Annotated in this window: 13 protein-coding genes and 1 pseudogene; 10 read left to right on the top strand and 4 right to left on the bottom strand. The window is 61.2% G+C overall.

All coding sequences use genetic code 11. The features are described 5' to 3' along the window. Positions 1-161 precede the first annotated feature (161 nt). Entirely contained in the window at positions 162-587 is a 426-nt protein-coding gene (locus E3O18_RS03935; protein ID WP_134394110.1) for a transposase, read from the top strand. Positions 588-900: 313 nt separating this feature from the next. Here E3O18_RS03935 and E3O18_RS03930 read toward each other — a convergent pair whose 3' ends face one another. Both E3O18_RS03930 and E3O18_RS03925 read right to left on the bottom strand, forming a co-directional pair. Continuing rightward, a complete protein-coding gene (locus E3O18_RS03930) occupies positions 901-1,311 on the bottom strand; it encodes an ester cyclase (RefSeq protein WP_134394109.1) in 411 nt (136 codons plus the stop codon). Between the two features lie 287 nt (positions 1,312-1,598). Further along, a complete protein-coding gene (locus tag E3O18_RS03925; protein ID WP_347232331.1) occupies positions 1,599-2,639 on the bottom strand; it encodes an alpha/beta hydrolase in 1,041 nt (346 codons plus the stop codon). 210 nt (positions 2,640-2,849) lie between these two features. Between E3O18_RS03925 and E3O18_RS03920 the strand changes: the two genes are divergently transcribed. From E3O18_RS03920 to E3O18_RS03900, 5 genes are read left to right on the top strand one after another with little or no spacing between them, the layout of a single operon-like run. After that, positions 2,850-6,527: a nitrate reductase subunit alpha gene (locus E3O18_RS03920; protein ID WP_241976498.1), complete on the top strand. Its 3,678-nt coding sequence runs from the start codon at positions 2,850-2,852 to the stop codon at positions 6,525-6,527. Then, positions 6,527-8,248, top strand: coding sequence for a nitrate reductase subunit beta (gene narH, locus E3O18_RS03915; RefSeq protein WP_134394107.1), 1,722 nt, complete (start codon positions 6,527-6,529; stop codon positions 8,246-8,248). Before E3O18_RS03920 ends, narH begins: the two co-directional genes overlap by 1 nt. Continuing rightward, entirely contained in the window at positions 8,245-8,892 is a 648-nt protein-coding gene (gene narJ, locus E3O18_RS03910; protein WP_347232330.1) for a nitrate reductase molybdenum cofactor assembly chaperone, read from the top strand. Before narH ends, narJ begins: the two co-directional genes overlap by 4 nt. After that, positions 8,892-9,647 (top strand): respiratory nitrate reductase subunit gamma, encoded by a 756-nt coding sequence (narI, locus tag E3O18_RS03905; RefSeq protein WP_134394149.1) that lies wholly within the window; start codon positions 8,892-8,894, stop codon positions 9,645-9,647. Before narJ ends, narI begins: the two co-directional genes overlap by 1 nt. Before the next feature lie 39 nt (positions 9,648-9,686). Further along, positions 9,687-10,895: an MFS transporter gene (locus E3O18_RS03900; RefSeq protein ID WP_174722039.1), complete on the top strand. Its 1,209-nt coding sequence runs from the start codon at positions 9,687-9,689 to the stop codon at positions 10,893-10,895. 44 nt (positions 10,896-10,939) lie between these two features. On the opposite strand, the gene E3O18_RS03895 is transcribed toward E3O18_RS03900, so the two are convergent. Next, on the bottom strand, positions 10,940-11,122 hold the full coding sequence (locus E3O18_RS03895; protein WP_134398414.1) for a hypothetical protein: 183 nt from the start codon (positions 11,120-11,122) through the stop codon (positions 10,940-10,942). Positions 11,123-11,321: 199 nt separating this feature from the next. On the opposite strand from E3O18_RS03895, the gene E3O18_RS03890 reads away from it, so the two are divergent. The 4 genes from E3O18_RS03890 (at position 11,322) to E3O18_RS03875 (ending at position 14,657) form a co-directional block, all read left to right on the top strand. After that, the gene (locus E3O18_RS03890) at positions 11,322-12,092 is read left to right on the top strand and encodes a hypothetical protein (RefSeq protein ID WP_134394105.1); all 771 of its coding nucleotides are present in this window, start codon (positions 11,322-11,324) and stop codon (positions 12,090-12,092) included. A 260-nt stretch (positions 12,093-12,352) separates the two neighbouring features. Beyond that, positions 12,353-12,823 carry a class F sortase gene (locus E3O18_RS03885; protein WP_166786461.1) on the top strand — a complete coding sequence of 157 codons (471 nt, stop codon included), beginning with the start codon at positions 12,353-12,355 and terminating at the stop codon, positions 12,821-12,823. A gap of 208 nt (positions 12,824-13,031) precedes the next feature. Continuing rightward, the gene (locus E3O18_RS03880) at positions 13,032-13,442 is read left to right on the top strand and encodes a hypothetical protein (RefSeq protein ID WP_134394103.1); all 411 of its coding nucleotides are present in this window, start codon (positions 13,032-13,034) and stop codon (positions 13,440-13,442) included. A 222-nt stretch (positions 13,443-13,664) separates the two neighbouring features. Then, a complete protein-coding gene (locus E3O18_RS03875; protein WP_134417519.1) occupies positions 13,665-14,657 on the top strand; it encodes a magnesium transporter CorA family protein in 993 nt (330 codons plus the stop codon). 105 nt (positions 14,658-14,762) lie between these two features. Here the strand turns inward: E3O18_RS03875 and E3O18_RS03870 are convergent. Next, positions 14,763-15,085: pseudogene (locus E3O18_RS03870) on the bottom strand (IS3 family transposase); the annotation flags it as partial.

The raw sequence follows: 15,085 nt of genomic DNA, 5'->3' as shown, positions 1-15,085 counted from the left end.
CTGTCGCGATCAAGATCAACAACAGGCCCCGGAAGCGACTCGGTTGGACAACACCAGCCCAGCTCCTCGCCGACGCACTGCGATCCAGCTAACCAATCAGTGTTGCGACGACCGCTGGAATTCGCCCGGCACTACTGGCCCTGTTTTGGGTCGGCGTTATCATGATTCTGTTAGGGCCGGGGCAGGGCGGTGACTCACCGATGTTCCCGGAGGTTTTGGGGAGTCTGCGAGTGCCGCGGCTCGGTGGCGGTCGGCCGCGTACGACGCCGGATCGGGCGATGGGTGACAAGGCGTATTCGTCGAAAGCGAACCGGAAGATGCTCCGGGATTGCGGCATTGAGGCCGTGATCCCGGAGCGATCGGACCAGGTCGCTAACCGGAAACGGCGCGGCCAAGCCGGTGGCCGCCCACCCACCTTCGGCAAGGTGTCGTACAAATGCCGCAACGTCATTGAACGGTGTTTCGAGGTCTTCAAGCAGTGGCGCGGCATCGCCACCCGCTACGACAAACTCGCCCTCACCTACCGCGGCGGTTTTGTACTCCGAGCGATAATTATCTGGTCAAAAGCATTAGGAGACACGCCCTAGGCGGGTCGCGGTGTGCCTAGAGAGATAGTTTAGAAATCGCGCGGAACTCCTGATCGTCACGGTGACCTGCCGGGTGCTGCGCCCCTCCAAACGAGCGTTCTACCAGTGGAAGCGCGACCCCACCTCCCAGCGCAACAGGGACGACCCGCAACTCACCAACGCCGCCTGGGATTTCGCCGAGACGACTCCGCGTTCGGATGCCGGTTTACCTCCGATAAGCCCGTCCAAGACGACCACGTCATGCGGAAATTCACCGCGACAGGCCCGAGCCAGCTCTGTTTCACCGGAATTACCGAACACAAAGCGCGGCAGGTTACGGAGCGAGTCCGAGCTGTTCGAGCATGCCTTTTTCGTCGCTGCTGCCCCACCGCTCTACGAGTTTCCCGGCCTTGAACCGACTGATCTGCATGCCACGAACGGACATTGATTTTCCACTCGCAGAATGGCCCATGAGGGGGCCTTGGTGGGTACCGGTGAGGGTGTAGGCGAATGCGACGTCGGTGTCATTCGCGACGACATGCTCAACTCTGATGTGCAAGTCCGGGAAAGCGGCAATCATTTCGGCGAAGAACGCCTGATAGCCTGCGGGGCCTGCGCCTTGGCCAGGAGCAGGATCGTTATCGACTACGTTTTCGGCCACGAGTTCGTTGATAAGCGCGAGTTCCCCGCTGTTGACGGCGTCACGGAACTTTTGCTGTGCGGTGATATTCGCTTCTTGACTCATGTTTCTACTTCCTTCTTGAAAATTACCAGGGAGAGGCTTGTGGGGGCCCGGGTGACCATACCGACATTAAGGTTCGAGGTTTCGCCAAAACAATCGTGAGCTCTGACACGCAAGCCCTGAGGAAAAGTTGCTGATCGACCCCGTGGTCGTGCCATAGACGAGCCGGCCAGCACCAGACCCGGTAGTGGTTTCAGTTTCGGTCAATCTATGCACGGCTACGATCGATCACAAGGCAAGGTCCTGCGCAAAGGGTTTTAACCTCGTCGGCGAGGGCCTTAGGCGGTTGGCTATTTCGCGAGGAATGCGAGGACGTGCTGGTTCCATTCGTCCTTGTGCGAAACGGTGAGACCATGCGGGGCGTCTGTGATCACGACGAGTTCACTGCCGGTGATGGACTCGTGAGTACGTTTGCCACTCACCTCGAATGGCACAATGGTGTCGGAGTCACCGTGTATGACCAAAGTCGGCACCGTGATTTTCGTGAGGTCGTCGCGGAAGTCGGTAGTGGAGAATGCGGTAACGCAGTCGAGCGTTCCCTTCGGCGATGCCATTTGTGCGATGTTGAGATTATAGGCAATCTGCGCGGAGCTAACCTTTGGAGTGTTGACCAGCGACGGCTTGCCGGCGGTGAAGAACATCTGCAGAAATTCGTGCAGGAACGCCGGCCGGTCTCCGGTCAAGCCGTCGTGGAACCAGTGAGCCAAATCGGAGTCGACGCCTCCGTCAGGGTTATCATCCGATTTCCAGAGGTAAGGCGGCACGGCGCTGGCGAAGACGAGCTTCGCGATGCGGGCGGTGCCGTAGGTACTGACGTATCGAGCGAGCTCTCCACCGCCCATCGAGAATCCGATCAGGGTGACCCCCTGCAGGTCGAGGGCATCGATGACCGCCTTCAGGTCGGCGGCAAACGTGTCGTAGTCGTACCCATCCCAGGGCTGTGACGACTGTCCGAACCCGCGACGGTCAAGAGTGATGACCCGATAGCCGGCCTCGACCAGTGCGGGTACCTGCCCCTCCCAGGACCTACTACTCAGGGGCCAACCGTGGATCAGTACGACGGGCTTACCGGCTCCGACGTCTTCGTAATGCAGTTCGACGTCGGGACCGCTGTGATCCGGGGCGGTGATGAAGGGCATGTTATCTCCTCGTAATCGGGACGGTTCGTTGGAGGCAATCGAAATAGTGCGGTCAAGAGAATAGGGGTTCGCTGGGAGAACGCTGTCAGTCGCCGATAAGAATTGCCTCGCGAGCCGCAGCCCTCCACGCCGGCGCGCTTTCGTGCGGACGCTGCTGAAGTAGGTCTTCGCAACCGACGTCAGTGCGATCACTTGTCGCTCGTAGTTGCGGCTTCCTGGCTCAAAGTGAGGTGCTTTTGAGAATCCCGGTTTAGCCCTGTTTCCCGTGATAACGGTCGCGTGATACGTGTCCACCATCCGGGTTCATGTGCACCACTAGCGGACTGAAAGGTCGATATATAGTATTCCCCCATGGCAGCTACTCCAGTGCCTGCCGGGTTGGACGGAAAAGCGTCGGACACCATGTTGGCGTTAGGCCGTTTTTTCACTCGGTGGGACCAAACAGATGATGGGCGCGCAGTGTTCCGTGAGGGCGGGCGCAAGGGCGATGTGTTCTACCGCGACCGGTGGAGCCATGACAAGGTGGTGCGTTCCACCCATGGGGTGAACTGCACGGGGTCGTGTTCGTGGAAGGTTTACGTTCGGGACGGCATTATCACTTGGGAGTCGCAGCAGACGGATTACCCGTCGGTGGGCCCCGACAGTCCGGAGTACGAGCCGCGGGGGTGCCCCCGTGGTGCGGCGTTCAGTTGGTACACCTACTCACCCACGCGGGTGCGGTATCCGTACGCCCGCGGTGTTCTCGTCGAAATGTACCGTGAGGCGAAGGTGCGTCTCCAGGACCCCGTGCTCGCTTGGGCTGACGTTGTGGACGACCCTGAACGACGTCGTACCTACCAGCAAGCGCGAGGGAAGGGCGGGCTCGTCCGGATTCCGTGGCAGGAGGCGATCGAAATCGCCGCCGCCGCCCACGTCCACACGATCAAGAAGTACGGTCCGGATCGGTGTTCCGGGTTCTCCCCGATCCCGGCCATGTCTATGGTGTCGCACGCGGCGGGTAACCGGTTCATCCAGCTCATCGGCGGGGTGATGACGTCTTTTTACGACTGGTATGCCGACCTTCCCGTGGCCTCTCCGCAGGTGTTCGGCGACCAGACTGACGTGCCTGAATCAGGTGACTGGTGGGATTCCACCTATCTGATGATGTGGGGATCAAACGTTCCTGTGACGCGCACGCCTGACGCGCATTTCATGGCGGAGGTGCGGTATCGCGGCACAAAGGTGGTGGCGATCAGTCCCGACTATGCCGACAATACGAAGTTCGCCGACGAGTGGCTGCCCGCCCAAGCCGGCACTGACGCTGCGCTTGCGATGGCGATGGGGCACGTGATGCTCAAAGAATTCTTCGTCGACCGGCAGGTGCCCTATTTCAGCGGCTATGTGCGCCGTTACACAGATCTACCCTTCCTTGTCCGGCTCGAGGAGCACGCCGGCGGTGGGCTGGTGCCCACGAAATTTTTGATGGCGGCTGACTTGCCCGACAAGGCGCATATTCCGGATGCTGCGTTCAAAACGGTCTTGCTTGACTCAGCGACTGGCGCTCCCGTGGTGCCCAATGGTTCCATCGGCTACCGGTACGGTGAAGCGGGCAAGGGCAAGTGGAACCTCGACCTCGAGGGTGTCGACCCGGCGTTGAGCCTTCTCGACGAGTCCGTCTCAGGCCAGCCCCCGGAAACCGCTGAGATCCGGATGCCCTGCTTCGAGGCACCCTCCGGGGAGGGGTCGATCGTGACTCGCGGCGTTCCCGTCCGGCGCGTGGCAGGGCACCTGGTAACCACGGTGTTCGACTTGATGCTCGCTCAATACGGGGTTGGGCGTCCAGGGCTGCCGGGCGACTGGGCGACCGACTACGACGACGCGTCGACGCCGTACACGCCGGCCTGGCAGGAGGAAATCACGAGCGTGCCGGCCGCCGCGTGCATCCGGGTGGCGCGAGAATTTGCCCGCAACGCTGAGGAATCGAAGGGGCGGTCCATGATCATTATGGGGGCCGGTATCTGCCAGTGGTTCCACGGTGACGCCACCTACCGTGCGGTGCTCTCGCTCGTGATGCTCACCGGATGCATGGGACGAAACGGCGGCGGCTGGGCGCATTACGTCGGCCAAGAGAAGACCCGTCCGATCACGGGATGGATTTCTCTCGCTAACGCTCTGGACTGGAGTCGACCGCCGCGCACCATGATCGGTACCGGGTATTGGTACATGCACACCGATCAATGGCGCTCAGATGGGTACTCGGCCGACTCGCTCAAGTCCCCTCTCGCTGATGGGCACTTCGACGGTATGCACACCGCGGACACGATCGCGCAGTCGAACAGGCTCGGTTGGATGCCGTTCTACCCTCAGTTCGACCGCAACCCGCTTGACCTCGCCGATGAGGCGCAAGCTGCGGTGGATGCGGGGGAGGCGCCCGACGCCGCCACCTGGATCGCCGATGCCCTCAAAAGCAGGCGGCTGACCCCCGCCATCGACGATGTCGACGCTTCCGAAAATTGGCCGCGCACCCTGGTGCTCTGGCGCTCCAACCTTTTCGGCTCATCTGCCAAGGGCAATGAGTACTTTTTGCGCAACCTTCTCGGCACTCACAATAACGTGATGGGGGCCGACCACGTGAACGCTGCCCGACCGCGTGATGTGAAATGGCACGACCAGGCGCCGGAAGGAAAACTGGACCTGCTCGTCTCAGCTGATTTCCGGATGACGTCAACCACGCTGTTGTCGGACATCGTCTTTCCGGCTGCAACGTGGTACGAAAAACACGACCTTTCCTCGACCGACATGCACCCCTTCGTGCACGCCTTCAGCCCCGCAATCGACCCACCGTGGGAGGCGAAAACCGACTTTGACACGTTTCGACTGCTCGCCGAGGAGTTCTCCCGCCAGGCCAAAACGCATCTCGGCACCCGACGGGACCTGGTCAGTGTTCCGCTGCAACACGATACGCCGGGGGAGATTGCTCAGCCGGGTGGGGTGGTGCGCGACTGGCGGGACACCGATATTCCGGCGGTCCCCGGTCAGAACATGCCTGTCTTCTCGATCGTCGAACGGGACTACACCGCTATCGCAGAGAAGCTAGCTACGATCGGACCCCTCGCGGAGGAACGCGGTTTCACCGTGAAGAACATCACTTATCGGATGGGGCATGAGATCGAGCGGCTCGCCCGTAGCAACGGGGTGATGCTCGGTGGCGCGGGGAACGGCCGCCCGGCCATCGATACCGATGCGAAGTTCGCCCAGGCCATCCTGAGCTTTTCCGGCACCACCAATGGCGAACTGGCCGTGCAGGGGTTTCGCGAACTGGAAGAGCAGACCGGTATGAAGCTCGTCGACCTTGCCGAGGGATCCGAGGAGAAGCGGGTGACTTTCGCGCAGACGCAAGCGGGGCCCGTCCCGGTGATCACGTCGCCTGAGTGGTCCGGGTCGGAGACTGGTGGGCGTCGGTATTCCCCGTTCACGATCAACGTTGAGCGGCTGAAGCCTTGGCACACCCTCACCGGCCGGATGCACTTCTTCCTCGATCACGACTGGATGCGCGACCTCGGGGAGGCCCTCCCGATTTACCGGCCCCCATTGGATATGCAGCGCCTGTTCGGTGAACCGCGGTTTGGCCCGAACGGAACCACCGAGATCACAGTGCGCTATTTGACTCCGCACTCGAAGTGGTCAATCCATTCGGAGTATCAGGACAATCTATTCATGCTGTCGCTATCGCGGGGAGGACCGACGGCTTGGATCAGCCCGACGGATGCGGCGGCCATCTCGGTTTCTGACAATGACTGGATCGAGTGCGTCAATTCCAACGGCGTGTATGTGTGCCGCGCCGTGGTCAGCCATCGGATGCCCGCGGGAGTCGTTTACGTCTACCACGCGCAAGAGCGCACCATCGATGTGCCGAAGTCGGAGGCGACGGGCCGCCGCGGTGGAATTCACAACTCGGCCACCCGCCTGCTTGTCAAACCCACCCACCTCATTGGCGGGTATGCGCAGTTGTCGTACGCCTTCAATTACCTGGGCCCCACCGGCAACCAGCGGGACATGGTCACCACAATCCGAAAGCGTTCCCAGGAGGTGCGGTACTGATGCGCGTGATGGCTCAAATGGGCATGGTGATGAATCTCGACAAGTGCATCGGGTGCCACACCTGTTCGGTGACCTGCAAACAGGCATGGACGAACCGAGCTGGAACTGAATATGTCTGGTTCAACAACGTCGAAACTCGGCCGGGGCAAGGGTATCCGCGTCGCTACGAGGACCAGGAGCAGTGGAAGGGCGGTTGGCAGCTAAACAAGAAGGGTCGGCTTGTACTGAAGGGGGGCGGACGCCTAAGGAAGCTTTTCGGAATCTTCGCAAGCCCCGTGCAGCCCGAGTTGAAGGATTATTACGAGCCCTGGACCTATGACTATAAAACCCTGATCGACGCGCCGCTGGGAGACGACTTTCCAGTGGCCCGCCCGAAATCTTTGATCACGGGTGAGGACACCAAAATCAGTTGGTCGGCGAACTGGGACGATGACCTCGGCGGCGCCCCGGAGATGGGTCACCTTGACCCCATCGTGGAAAAAGTTCGGCGGGAGTCGGAGGACAAGATTAAGTTTGCCTTTGAACAAACTTTTATGTTCTACCTTCCGCGGATCTGTGAGCATTGCCTCAATCCTTCCTGTATGGCGTCGTGTCCGTCCGGTGCCATCTATAAGCGCGTGGAAGACGGCATTGTGCTCGTCGATCAGGACAAATGCCGCGGCTGGCGCCAGTGCATCACCGGCTGCCCGTACAAGAAGATCTACTTCAACCACAAAACCGGCAAGGCCGAGAAGTGCACGTTCTGTTATCCGCGGGTGGAAATTGGTCTCCCCACGGTCTGCTCCGAAACGTGTGTCGGGCGCCTCCGCTATCTCGGCTTGTTCCTCTACGACGCCGACCGCGTTACCGACGCTGCCGCGGTGACGGATGTCACCGACCTGTACGAATCGCAGATGGATTTACTCCTCGACCCGAACGACCCAGAGGTGGCCGCCGCCGCTCTCGACCAGGGCATCCCGGGCGACTGGCTGGAAGCCGCGCGAAAGTCCCCCGTATACGCACTGGCGAAGGTGTACAAGGTGGCGTTGCCGCTGCACCCGGAATACCGCACGATGCCCATGGTTTGGTACGTGCCCCCGCTGTCGCCCATTGTCGACCTCCTCAGTGAACAGGGCCACGATGCCGAAGACAGCGGCAACCTCTTCGGTGCCATTGACGCGCTGCGCATTCCCGTCGAGTACCTCGCCGAGCTCTTTACCGCTGGGGACACCGACAAAGTCACCGAGGTGTTACGCAAACTCGCGGCGATGCGGGCCTACATGCGCGGTATCACGATGGGACAAGATCCCGACCCGTCGATCCCCGCCGCCGTGGGGATGTCTCCAGGCAACATGTATGAAATGTACAGACTGATGGCGATCGCGAAGTACGACGAGCGCTACGTCATCCCCAAGGCGCACGTTGAGCAGGCGCACGACCTGGAGGAGATGGGCTGCTCGGTCGATTTTGAGGGCGGGCCGGGCATGTACGAAGACTCTCCGTTCGGGGAGGCGAGTGGTCGGCCGACGCCCGTCGCCGTGGAGAACTTCTACGCGCTTCGAGATCGGCAGACTTCCGACACTCCCGCCGGCGAGCGGACGCTACGGGACCGCGTTAACCTCCTGAATTGGGACGGCAACGGAACCCCCGTCGGCCTTTTCCCCGAAAAACGGGACCGGCCCCGCGCTGCACCGCCGTCACCAGCGGACTTGCGCCCGCCGACGGATGGCGGTGCGCCGTGAGGCGCGACCGGGCTGCAGCTCAGAGCCTGGCGCAGCGGGTCTTCTACCAGGCAGCCTCGTGGTGCCTGTCGTACCCGGACGCTCAACTGGTGGGAAGGTGCGAGTTGATGCGGTCCGCACTGGCCGAACAGAGCCCGGCAGCGCCTGATCTCACCGCGATCATTGCGTACCTTGAGAACACCGCAATCGGCACCTTGCAGCGCTCCTACGTTGAGACGTTCGATCTCAGTAAGCATCATCCGCTCTACTTGTCATATTGGACAGATGGCGACACCCGTCGCAGGGGTGACGTGCTGGCGGCCTTCAAGCAGGTATACCGGGGGAGTGACTTTCTGACCAATACTCATGGTGAGTTGCCCGATTTCCTGCCACTGGTGCTCGAGTTCGCGGCTGTGGCCGGCCCCGTTGCGGGCCGGGACCTGCTCATCCAGTATCGGCCCAGCGTCGAGATGCTCCGGCTTTCGCTCACGGATCACGGGTCGCCGTACGCCATCGTGATGGACGGCATTTGCGCCACGCTGCCAGGACGCTCGCCGGCCGACCGGCAGGCCGTGCAAGCCATGGCCGGCGTCGGCCCTCCGACGGAAAGTGTCGGACTCGAACCGTACGACCCGCGCCTGCTTCCTCTGAACGCTAGCTCATGATGTGGGACGTGCTGCTGTGGGGAATTCTTCCGTATGTGATGGTGGCAATCCTGATCGGTGGAACTATCTGGCGCTACCGTTACGACCAATTCGGTTGGACCACCCGCTCGTCCCAGCTCTACGAATCCCGGCTCCTGCGCATCGGATCGCCGATATTTCATTTCGGGTTCCTCGCCGTTATCGCCGGACACTTCTTCGGCTTGGTGATCCCGATTTCCTGGACACTCTTTTTTGGGATGAGTCAGGACTTCTATCACCTCAACGCATTGCTGGTCGGCGGCGTTGCGGGGGTCTGCACTCTCGGTGGCATTGTGATTCTGATCTATCGGCGACGCAAAACCGGGCCGGTTTTCATGGCCACGACCACCAACGACAAGATCATGTACGTCGTGTTGACCGCCGCGATTATCCTGGGGCTCTGGACCACCCTCGCTAGTGTTTTCAGCGGCGAAAATGGCCACAACTATCGTGAAACCGTGGCGCCTTGGTTCCGGTCGCTTTTCATCCTGCAACCAGATGTTGCGGCCATGGCCGCAGCTCCATTCTCCTTCCACATTCACACCCTCGTGGGCATGCTCTTGTTCGTTGTGTGGCCCTTCACCCGGCTGGTGCACGCCTTCACCGCACCTCTGCACTACCTTTTCCGGCCCTACATTGTCTATCGGTCCAGGGATCAGGAGCCCGGGCTGATTCGACCGGTGCGCCGCGGGTGGGCGCCTATCGGAACCACGGACCGCACCCGGGAAAAACGCTGATCGGAGTTGCGGGCCATGGACACACCAATGGGCTCGAAAATGACGGCACTGCAGCGAGCACACCGCAGCAAGGGTGTGAACCTCACCCTCGCGACGCTCACCTCCGTCGTGTGCTTTTGGGCGTGGACGAGCGTCTCGCCGCTCGGAATTCGCTACACGGAGTCGATGAACCTCTCCTCGGCTCAAACGTCCGTACTCATTGCGATGCCCATACTCGTCGGATCGATCGGCCGCATTCCAGTGGGCGTGCTCACCGATCGATTCGGCGGACGCCTCCTGTTCACACTGGTACTGCTTGCATCCGCCCCGGTCCTTTTGCTCGTGGCGCTTGCCGGAACCCTCAACTCATTTGCCTTCCTGGTAGCTGCAGCGCTGCTGCTCGGCGTAGCCGGAACCGTGTTCGCGGTGGGAATTCCCTTTGTGAGCCAGTGGTTCCAACCGTCCCGACGGGGCTTTGCAACCGGCGTCTTCGGGGCAGGGATGGGCGGCACCGCAGTGTCGGCATTTTTCACTCCACGTTTGGTGGAATGGCTCGGATACGTTCCAACTCACCTCATCATCGCGACGCTCCTCCTCGTCACCGCAACATGCGTATGGATTCTGATGGCAGAGGCCCCCGGATTCACGGCCAGCACTGATCCTTTCCTTCCCAAGCTCACCGCTGCGGCGCGGCTCGGCGTGACGTGGCAGATGAGTTTTCTCTATGCGCTGGTCTTCGGCGGATTCGTCGCATTTTCCACCTACCTGCCCACGTACCTCCGCCAGATATACGATTTCGACCTCACTGCCGCGGGAACACGAACGGCTGGGTTTGCTGTTGCCGCCGTTATTCTCCGCCCCATCGGCGGAATTCTTGCCGACCGCATCGGTCCGAAGCCAGTGGTAACCGGGTCTCTGGCGGCGGTGGCCGTTCTCGCTTGGGTGGTGAACCTCCGTCCCGATGGCGAGATCCCCGCCGGCCTCACCTTTGTCGCGATGGCGTCGGCACTCGGTCTCGGAGCTGGGGGAGTGTTCGCCTGGATCGGGAGGAGCGCACCGCCCGCCAGAGTGGGGGCGGTGAGCGGCATCGTCAGCGCTGCCGGTGGGTTAGGCGGATACTTCCCGCCACTGGTGATGGGGGCCACCTACAACGCTGCGGAAAACAGCTACGCGATCGGACTAATCCTTCTCGCCGGTACGGCTCTGGCCGCTCTCATTTTCACGATCTTTTTTGTGAAAAACCGACCGTCTGCCACCACGACTGAGTGACATTTCCAAAGACAGACACCCGCTTGTTGGTGCCGGACGTCGCGTTATTCGACCTTGGCGGGGTCATCGTCGGTGACGTCGACCGAGTAGGCATCAGCTCGGTGGGTGGTGGTGGCTTTTCTATTTCTTCGGACGGATCTCGCCATGCGAACCAGGGTTGCCTCGTTGACTTCGCTCTCTCGGAGGACGGTCGCGATCGCTTTGCCGGTGGTGATGACCCGCTTCACGGCTTCGCCTGTGTACCTATAAGTGAACTCCCGACGTGATCCGTCCACAGTGAACTGTGTGTCTTGTGAGCTGTCGGCCATCAAGGCCAGGGCCACTCTTGACATATATGGCCTGTACGCACAAACTCAACTGACGATTACTCTTTTATGTTTTCGCTCCGATATGTTTTCGAAAACTACCTCCTAGTAAGGGACTTTGATGAATAAGAAAACAGCAGTGTTGTTTGTGCCGGCGTTTGCTCTGGGCGTGGCCGTCTTGACTGGTGGCCCAGCTCTTGCTGCCACTGGTGACGCGTCCTATCAGGGGACGCTCGACGCGATCAACGGCAGTAACGGTAGCGGAACCTTCTCCATCCAGGTTTCCGGTGACCAGGCCACAGTCACTCAGACCGTCAAGGGTCTGGCCGAGACCTTCGACGGTAAGCCGTACCCGCACGTACAGCACATCCACATCGGTGCGAAGGGGGAGTGTCCCACCACGGCAGCTGACGCCGATGGAGATGGTGTGATCAGCACGACCGAAGGTCAGCCGTCCTACGGAGCGATTGGCACAACGTTGTCCACGAGTGGCGACACGAGTCCGGCGGCCGGAACTGATCTGACTCTTGCCGGGATGGGTGCAAACTACGACTACAACCGAACCTTCACTCTGGATGCCGCCACCGCGGCCTCGCTTGAGGCAGGCACGGCGGTTGTAGTGGTCCACGGGCTGGACCCGGCCACGTTGACGAAAGCTGCACAGGACGCAAAGAGTGACTTGGTTCCGAGTCTGCCCCTGGCAGCAACGTCGCCGGCTCTGTGCGGCGCCCTGAGTGCGTCGCAGGCGAACATGCCTGATGGTGGCGTGGAAACCGGCGGTGGCAGCACGTCAAGCGGTGCTGACATGGGTCTTCTCGCCCTTGGTGCCGGGGCCCTGGCCGCGGCAGGTGGCGCGGTGATGATTCGTCGGCGTCTTGCCGTCCGAGGCTGAGATCGGTTTGATCCCCGGTGATTATCCCGGCTGAAAAGCGTCGCCGCGGTAGCCGTCTGGCTACCGCGGCGGCGGTTCTGCTCTTCATCGTCGGCTGTGCGGCGACCGGTTTCGCCCTGTGGGGCAACCCTCCTCCTCCTCGACCGCCAGCCTCGGCTGCCGTGTCAGCCCCATCGCCGGAGTCCGTCTCCGCTACACCCTCACCGGAGCCCATCTCTGTTCAGCCGACTCCGCGGGTTGACCAGGTTGTCGGTCCGACCTTGACCGCCTCCGAGCCCATCCAGATCAATGTCCCCGCGATTGAAGTGGACTCTGTCCTGATGCAATTGGGACAAAATCCTGACGGCACGGTGCAGACGCCGTCGTTGGATGAGGCCTCTCCGGCCGGCTGGTATACCGGTTCGCCCACCCCTGGCGCGGTCGGACCTTCCGTCATCCTGGGTCACGTCGACTCCAGGGTGCAGGGGCGCGCGGTGTTTTACCGACTTGGTGAGATGCGTCCCGGCGACGAGGTTTTGGTTACCCGGGCCGATGCGACAGTGGCGGTATTCGTGGTCGACGGGGTGGAGGAATACCCGAAAGATGACTTTCCGCAGTTCGCCGTCTACGGCAACACCGATCATGCGGGACTACGGCTGATCACCTGCGGTGGAGAGTTCGACGAAACCACTCGCACGTACCCGGATAATGTGGTTGTCTATGCCAGCTTGGTGTCCAGCCATGCGGCGTAGCAGGACGACGACGCGTATCAACAGGCGTGTCTGGGTGCTTGCGATCGCGGTGGCTTCCACGGCTTTGCTGGTTGGATGCGCCACCACCTCCTCCGGCGCCGTGAACACAGTGGCCCCCGGAATGTCCATGCCAGGCACGTCGGCCTCCCCGACTCCGCAGTCGAGCTCGGCAGACACCGCGGAGGCAGGACCGTCCGCAGCATCACAGATGATTTGTGGCACCGAAACACGCGACAACATCACACGTGCGCTGGCTCTCGCCGCCCCGCCACACTCCGTCGACAGCTGGATCACTCGCCAATACACCTGCACCTACCATCTGACTGATGGAGAATTCGTCATCTCGGTGCAGGAATCCTCGGACGCAGCGTCTGCCCGCAGCTACTTCGACACGATGCAGGGAAACCTTGCCCCAGTCCAACCCATTGAAGGACTCGCGAATCTCGGATTGCCTGCTTACGAAACTACAGGCGGCGTGGTCGTCTTCCTCAAAGACAACATGACGTTACAAGTTGACGCCAGAAAGTTGACGGAGAAGGTCGGGCCGCATGGCGTCACCCGCACCGCGTTTTCCTATCAAGTAGCTACTGCCATCCTGGGCTGCTGGACCGAACACTAATCCGGCCGCGCATCACATGAGCCAAGCCCCGGCCGCCTCCAGCGGGACTCGGGTCCGATGATCCAGCCGGAGGTTGGCGGGGATCCGTGTGGCCACCAGGGACTGGGTCCTTGCGCATGCCAGAGACGTAACAGTGCGAAGACCATGCCGTTTGGACAAGGATTGTCGCCCGATGCACCTTCGTGAATCGCGAAACGAGGTCCCAGAAGATCACGGGTGGACATGGTTGACTGTGCCGTGCCCACTCCTCATACCCGCTGTTACCGCGATGGTGTCCTCATCGACGAGAACTTTGCGCTGGGCGATGTGTCCGAACATCTTGAGTTGCCCAACACCGTGGTTTGGGTGGACCTCTGTACCCCGGATGGTGCCGACCTCGCACTACTCACCGAGGAGCTGGGGTTGCACGAGTTGGCCGTCGAAGACGCTACAAAACTGCGTCAGCGGCCGAAGCTCGATCACTATCCCGATCACTCGTTCTTGTCTGCTTACGCTGTCGGCTTCGATCCGGCCTCGAAAGCGGTTACCACCGACGAGATTGCCGCCTTCATCACGGCCCGCGCACTGGTTACCGTGCACAAAGAGAAAAGCATCGATTTGGACGCTGTGGTTGCCAGATGGGACTCTTCCCCCGACTTGGCGAAGCATGGTGTCGCCTTCCTGTTGCACGGACTGCTGGACTACCTCGTCGACGGCTACTTCGAGGCGGTAGAAACCCTCGACGAGGAAATCGAAGAGCTCCAGAACCAGCTGTTCGTGCCCTCGGCCGACCAGGAAGCCCTGCAACGAAGTTCTTTCGCGCTCCGGAAGAGCCTGGTAACGCTCCGGAGGGTGATCCTGCCGATGCGCGAAGTGGTGAACACGCTCCTCCGCCGCGACCTTCACCTTGTGGCCGACGAAATGGGTCCATACTTTCAGGACGTTTACGACCATGTACTGCGCGCTATGGAATGGACGGAGAGCCTGCGCGACCTCGCCACGAGTATCCTCGAAGCGAATCTGGCCCTCCAGGGAAACCGGCTCAACGTGATCACCAAGAAGGTGACCGGCTATGCCGCCATCATCGCCGTACCGACGGCCGTCACCGGCTTCTACGGCCAAAACGTGCCCTACCCCGGCTTCGGAGAGATCGGAGGCTTCTTCACTTCGGTAGCGTTGATCGTGGGCTTCTCCACGGTGTTGTTTTTCCTCTTCAAACGCAACGACTGGATCTAGGATCCTGGCCCGCACTCACGTGCGGTGCTCTCCCGCCCCATCCTGANTCCCGCCCCATCCTGATGGGGCTGCCCCGAGTTCAGTTGACTCAAAGGGTTAGTGGTTTCAGGCGGCCTTGAGGGCCACGTTTATTGTCTCAAACTCGATCGGGGTGAGCTTACCGAGGCGGCGTTGCCGGCGCTTGCGGTGGTAGGTGCGCTCGATCCAGACCACCATCGCCAGGCGCAGTTCCTCCCGGGTTTACCACCGCTGCCGATCGAGGACGTTCTTCTGAAGCAGGGCGAAGAACAACTCCATCGCCGCGTTGTCACCGCATGCGCCGACGCGGCCCATCGACCCGGTGATGCCGTTGTTCTTCAGCACCCGCAGGAACGCGTTGGAGCGGAACTGGGAGCCTCGGTCCGAGTGCAGGATCGTGCCGTCGATGG

Source organism: Cryobacterium sp. TMT2-42-4 (assembly GCF_004402645.1).
GTDB lineage: Bacteria > Actinomycetota > Actinomycetes > Actinomycetales > Microbacteriaceae > Cryobacterium > Cryobacterium sandaracinum.
Note: the sequence above shows the minus strand (reverse complement) of the source record. Positions and strands in the feature narration are given on the sequence as shown.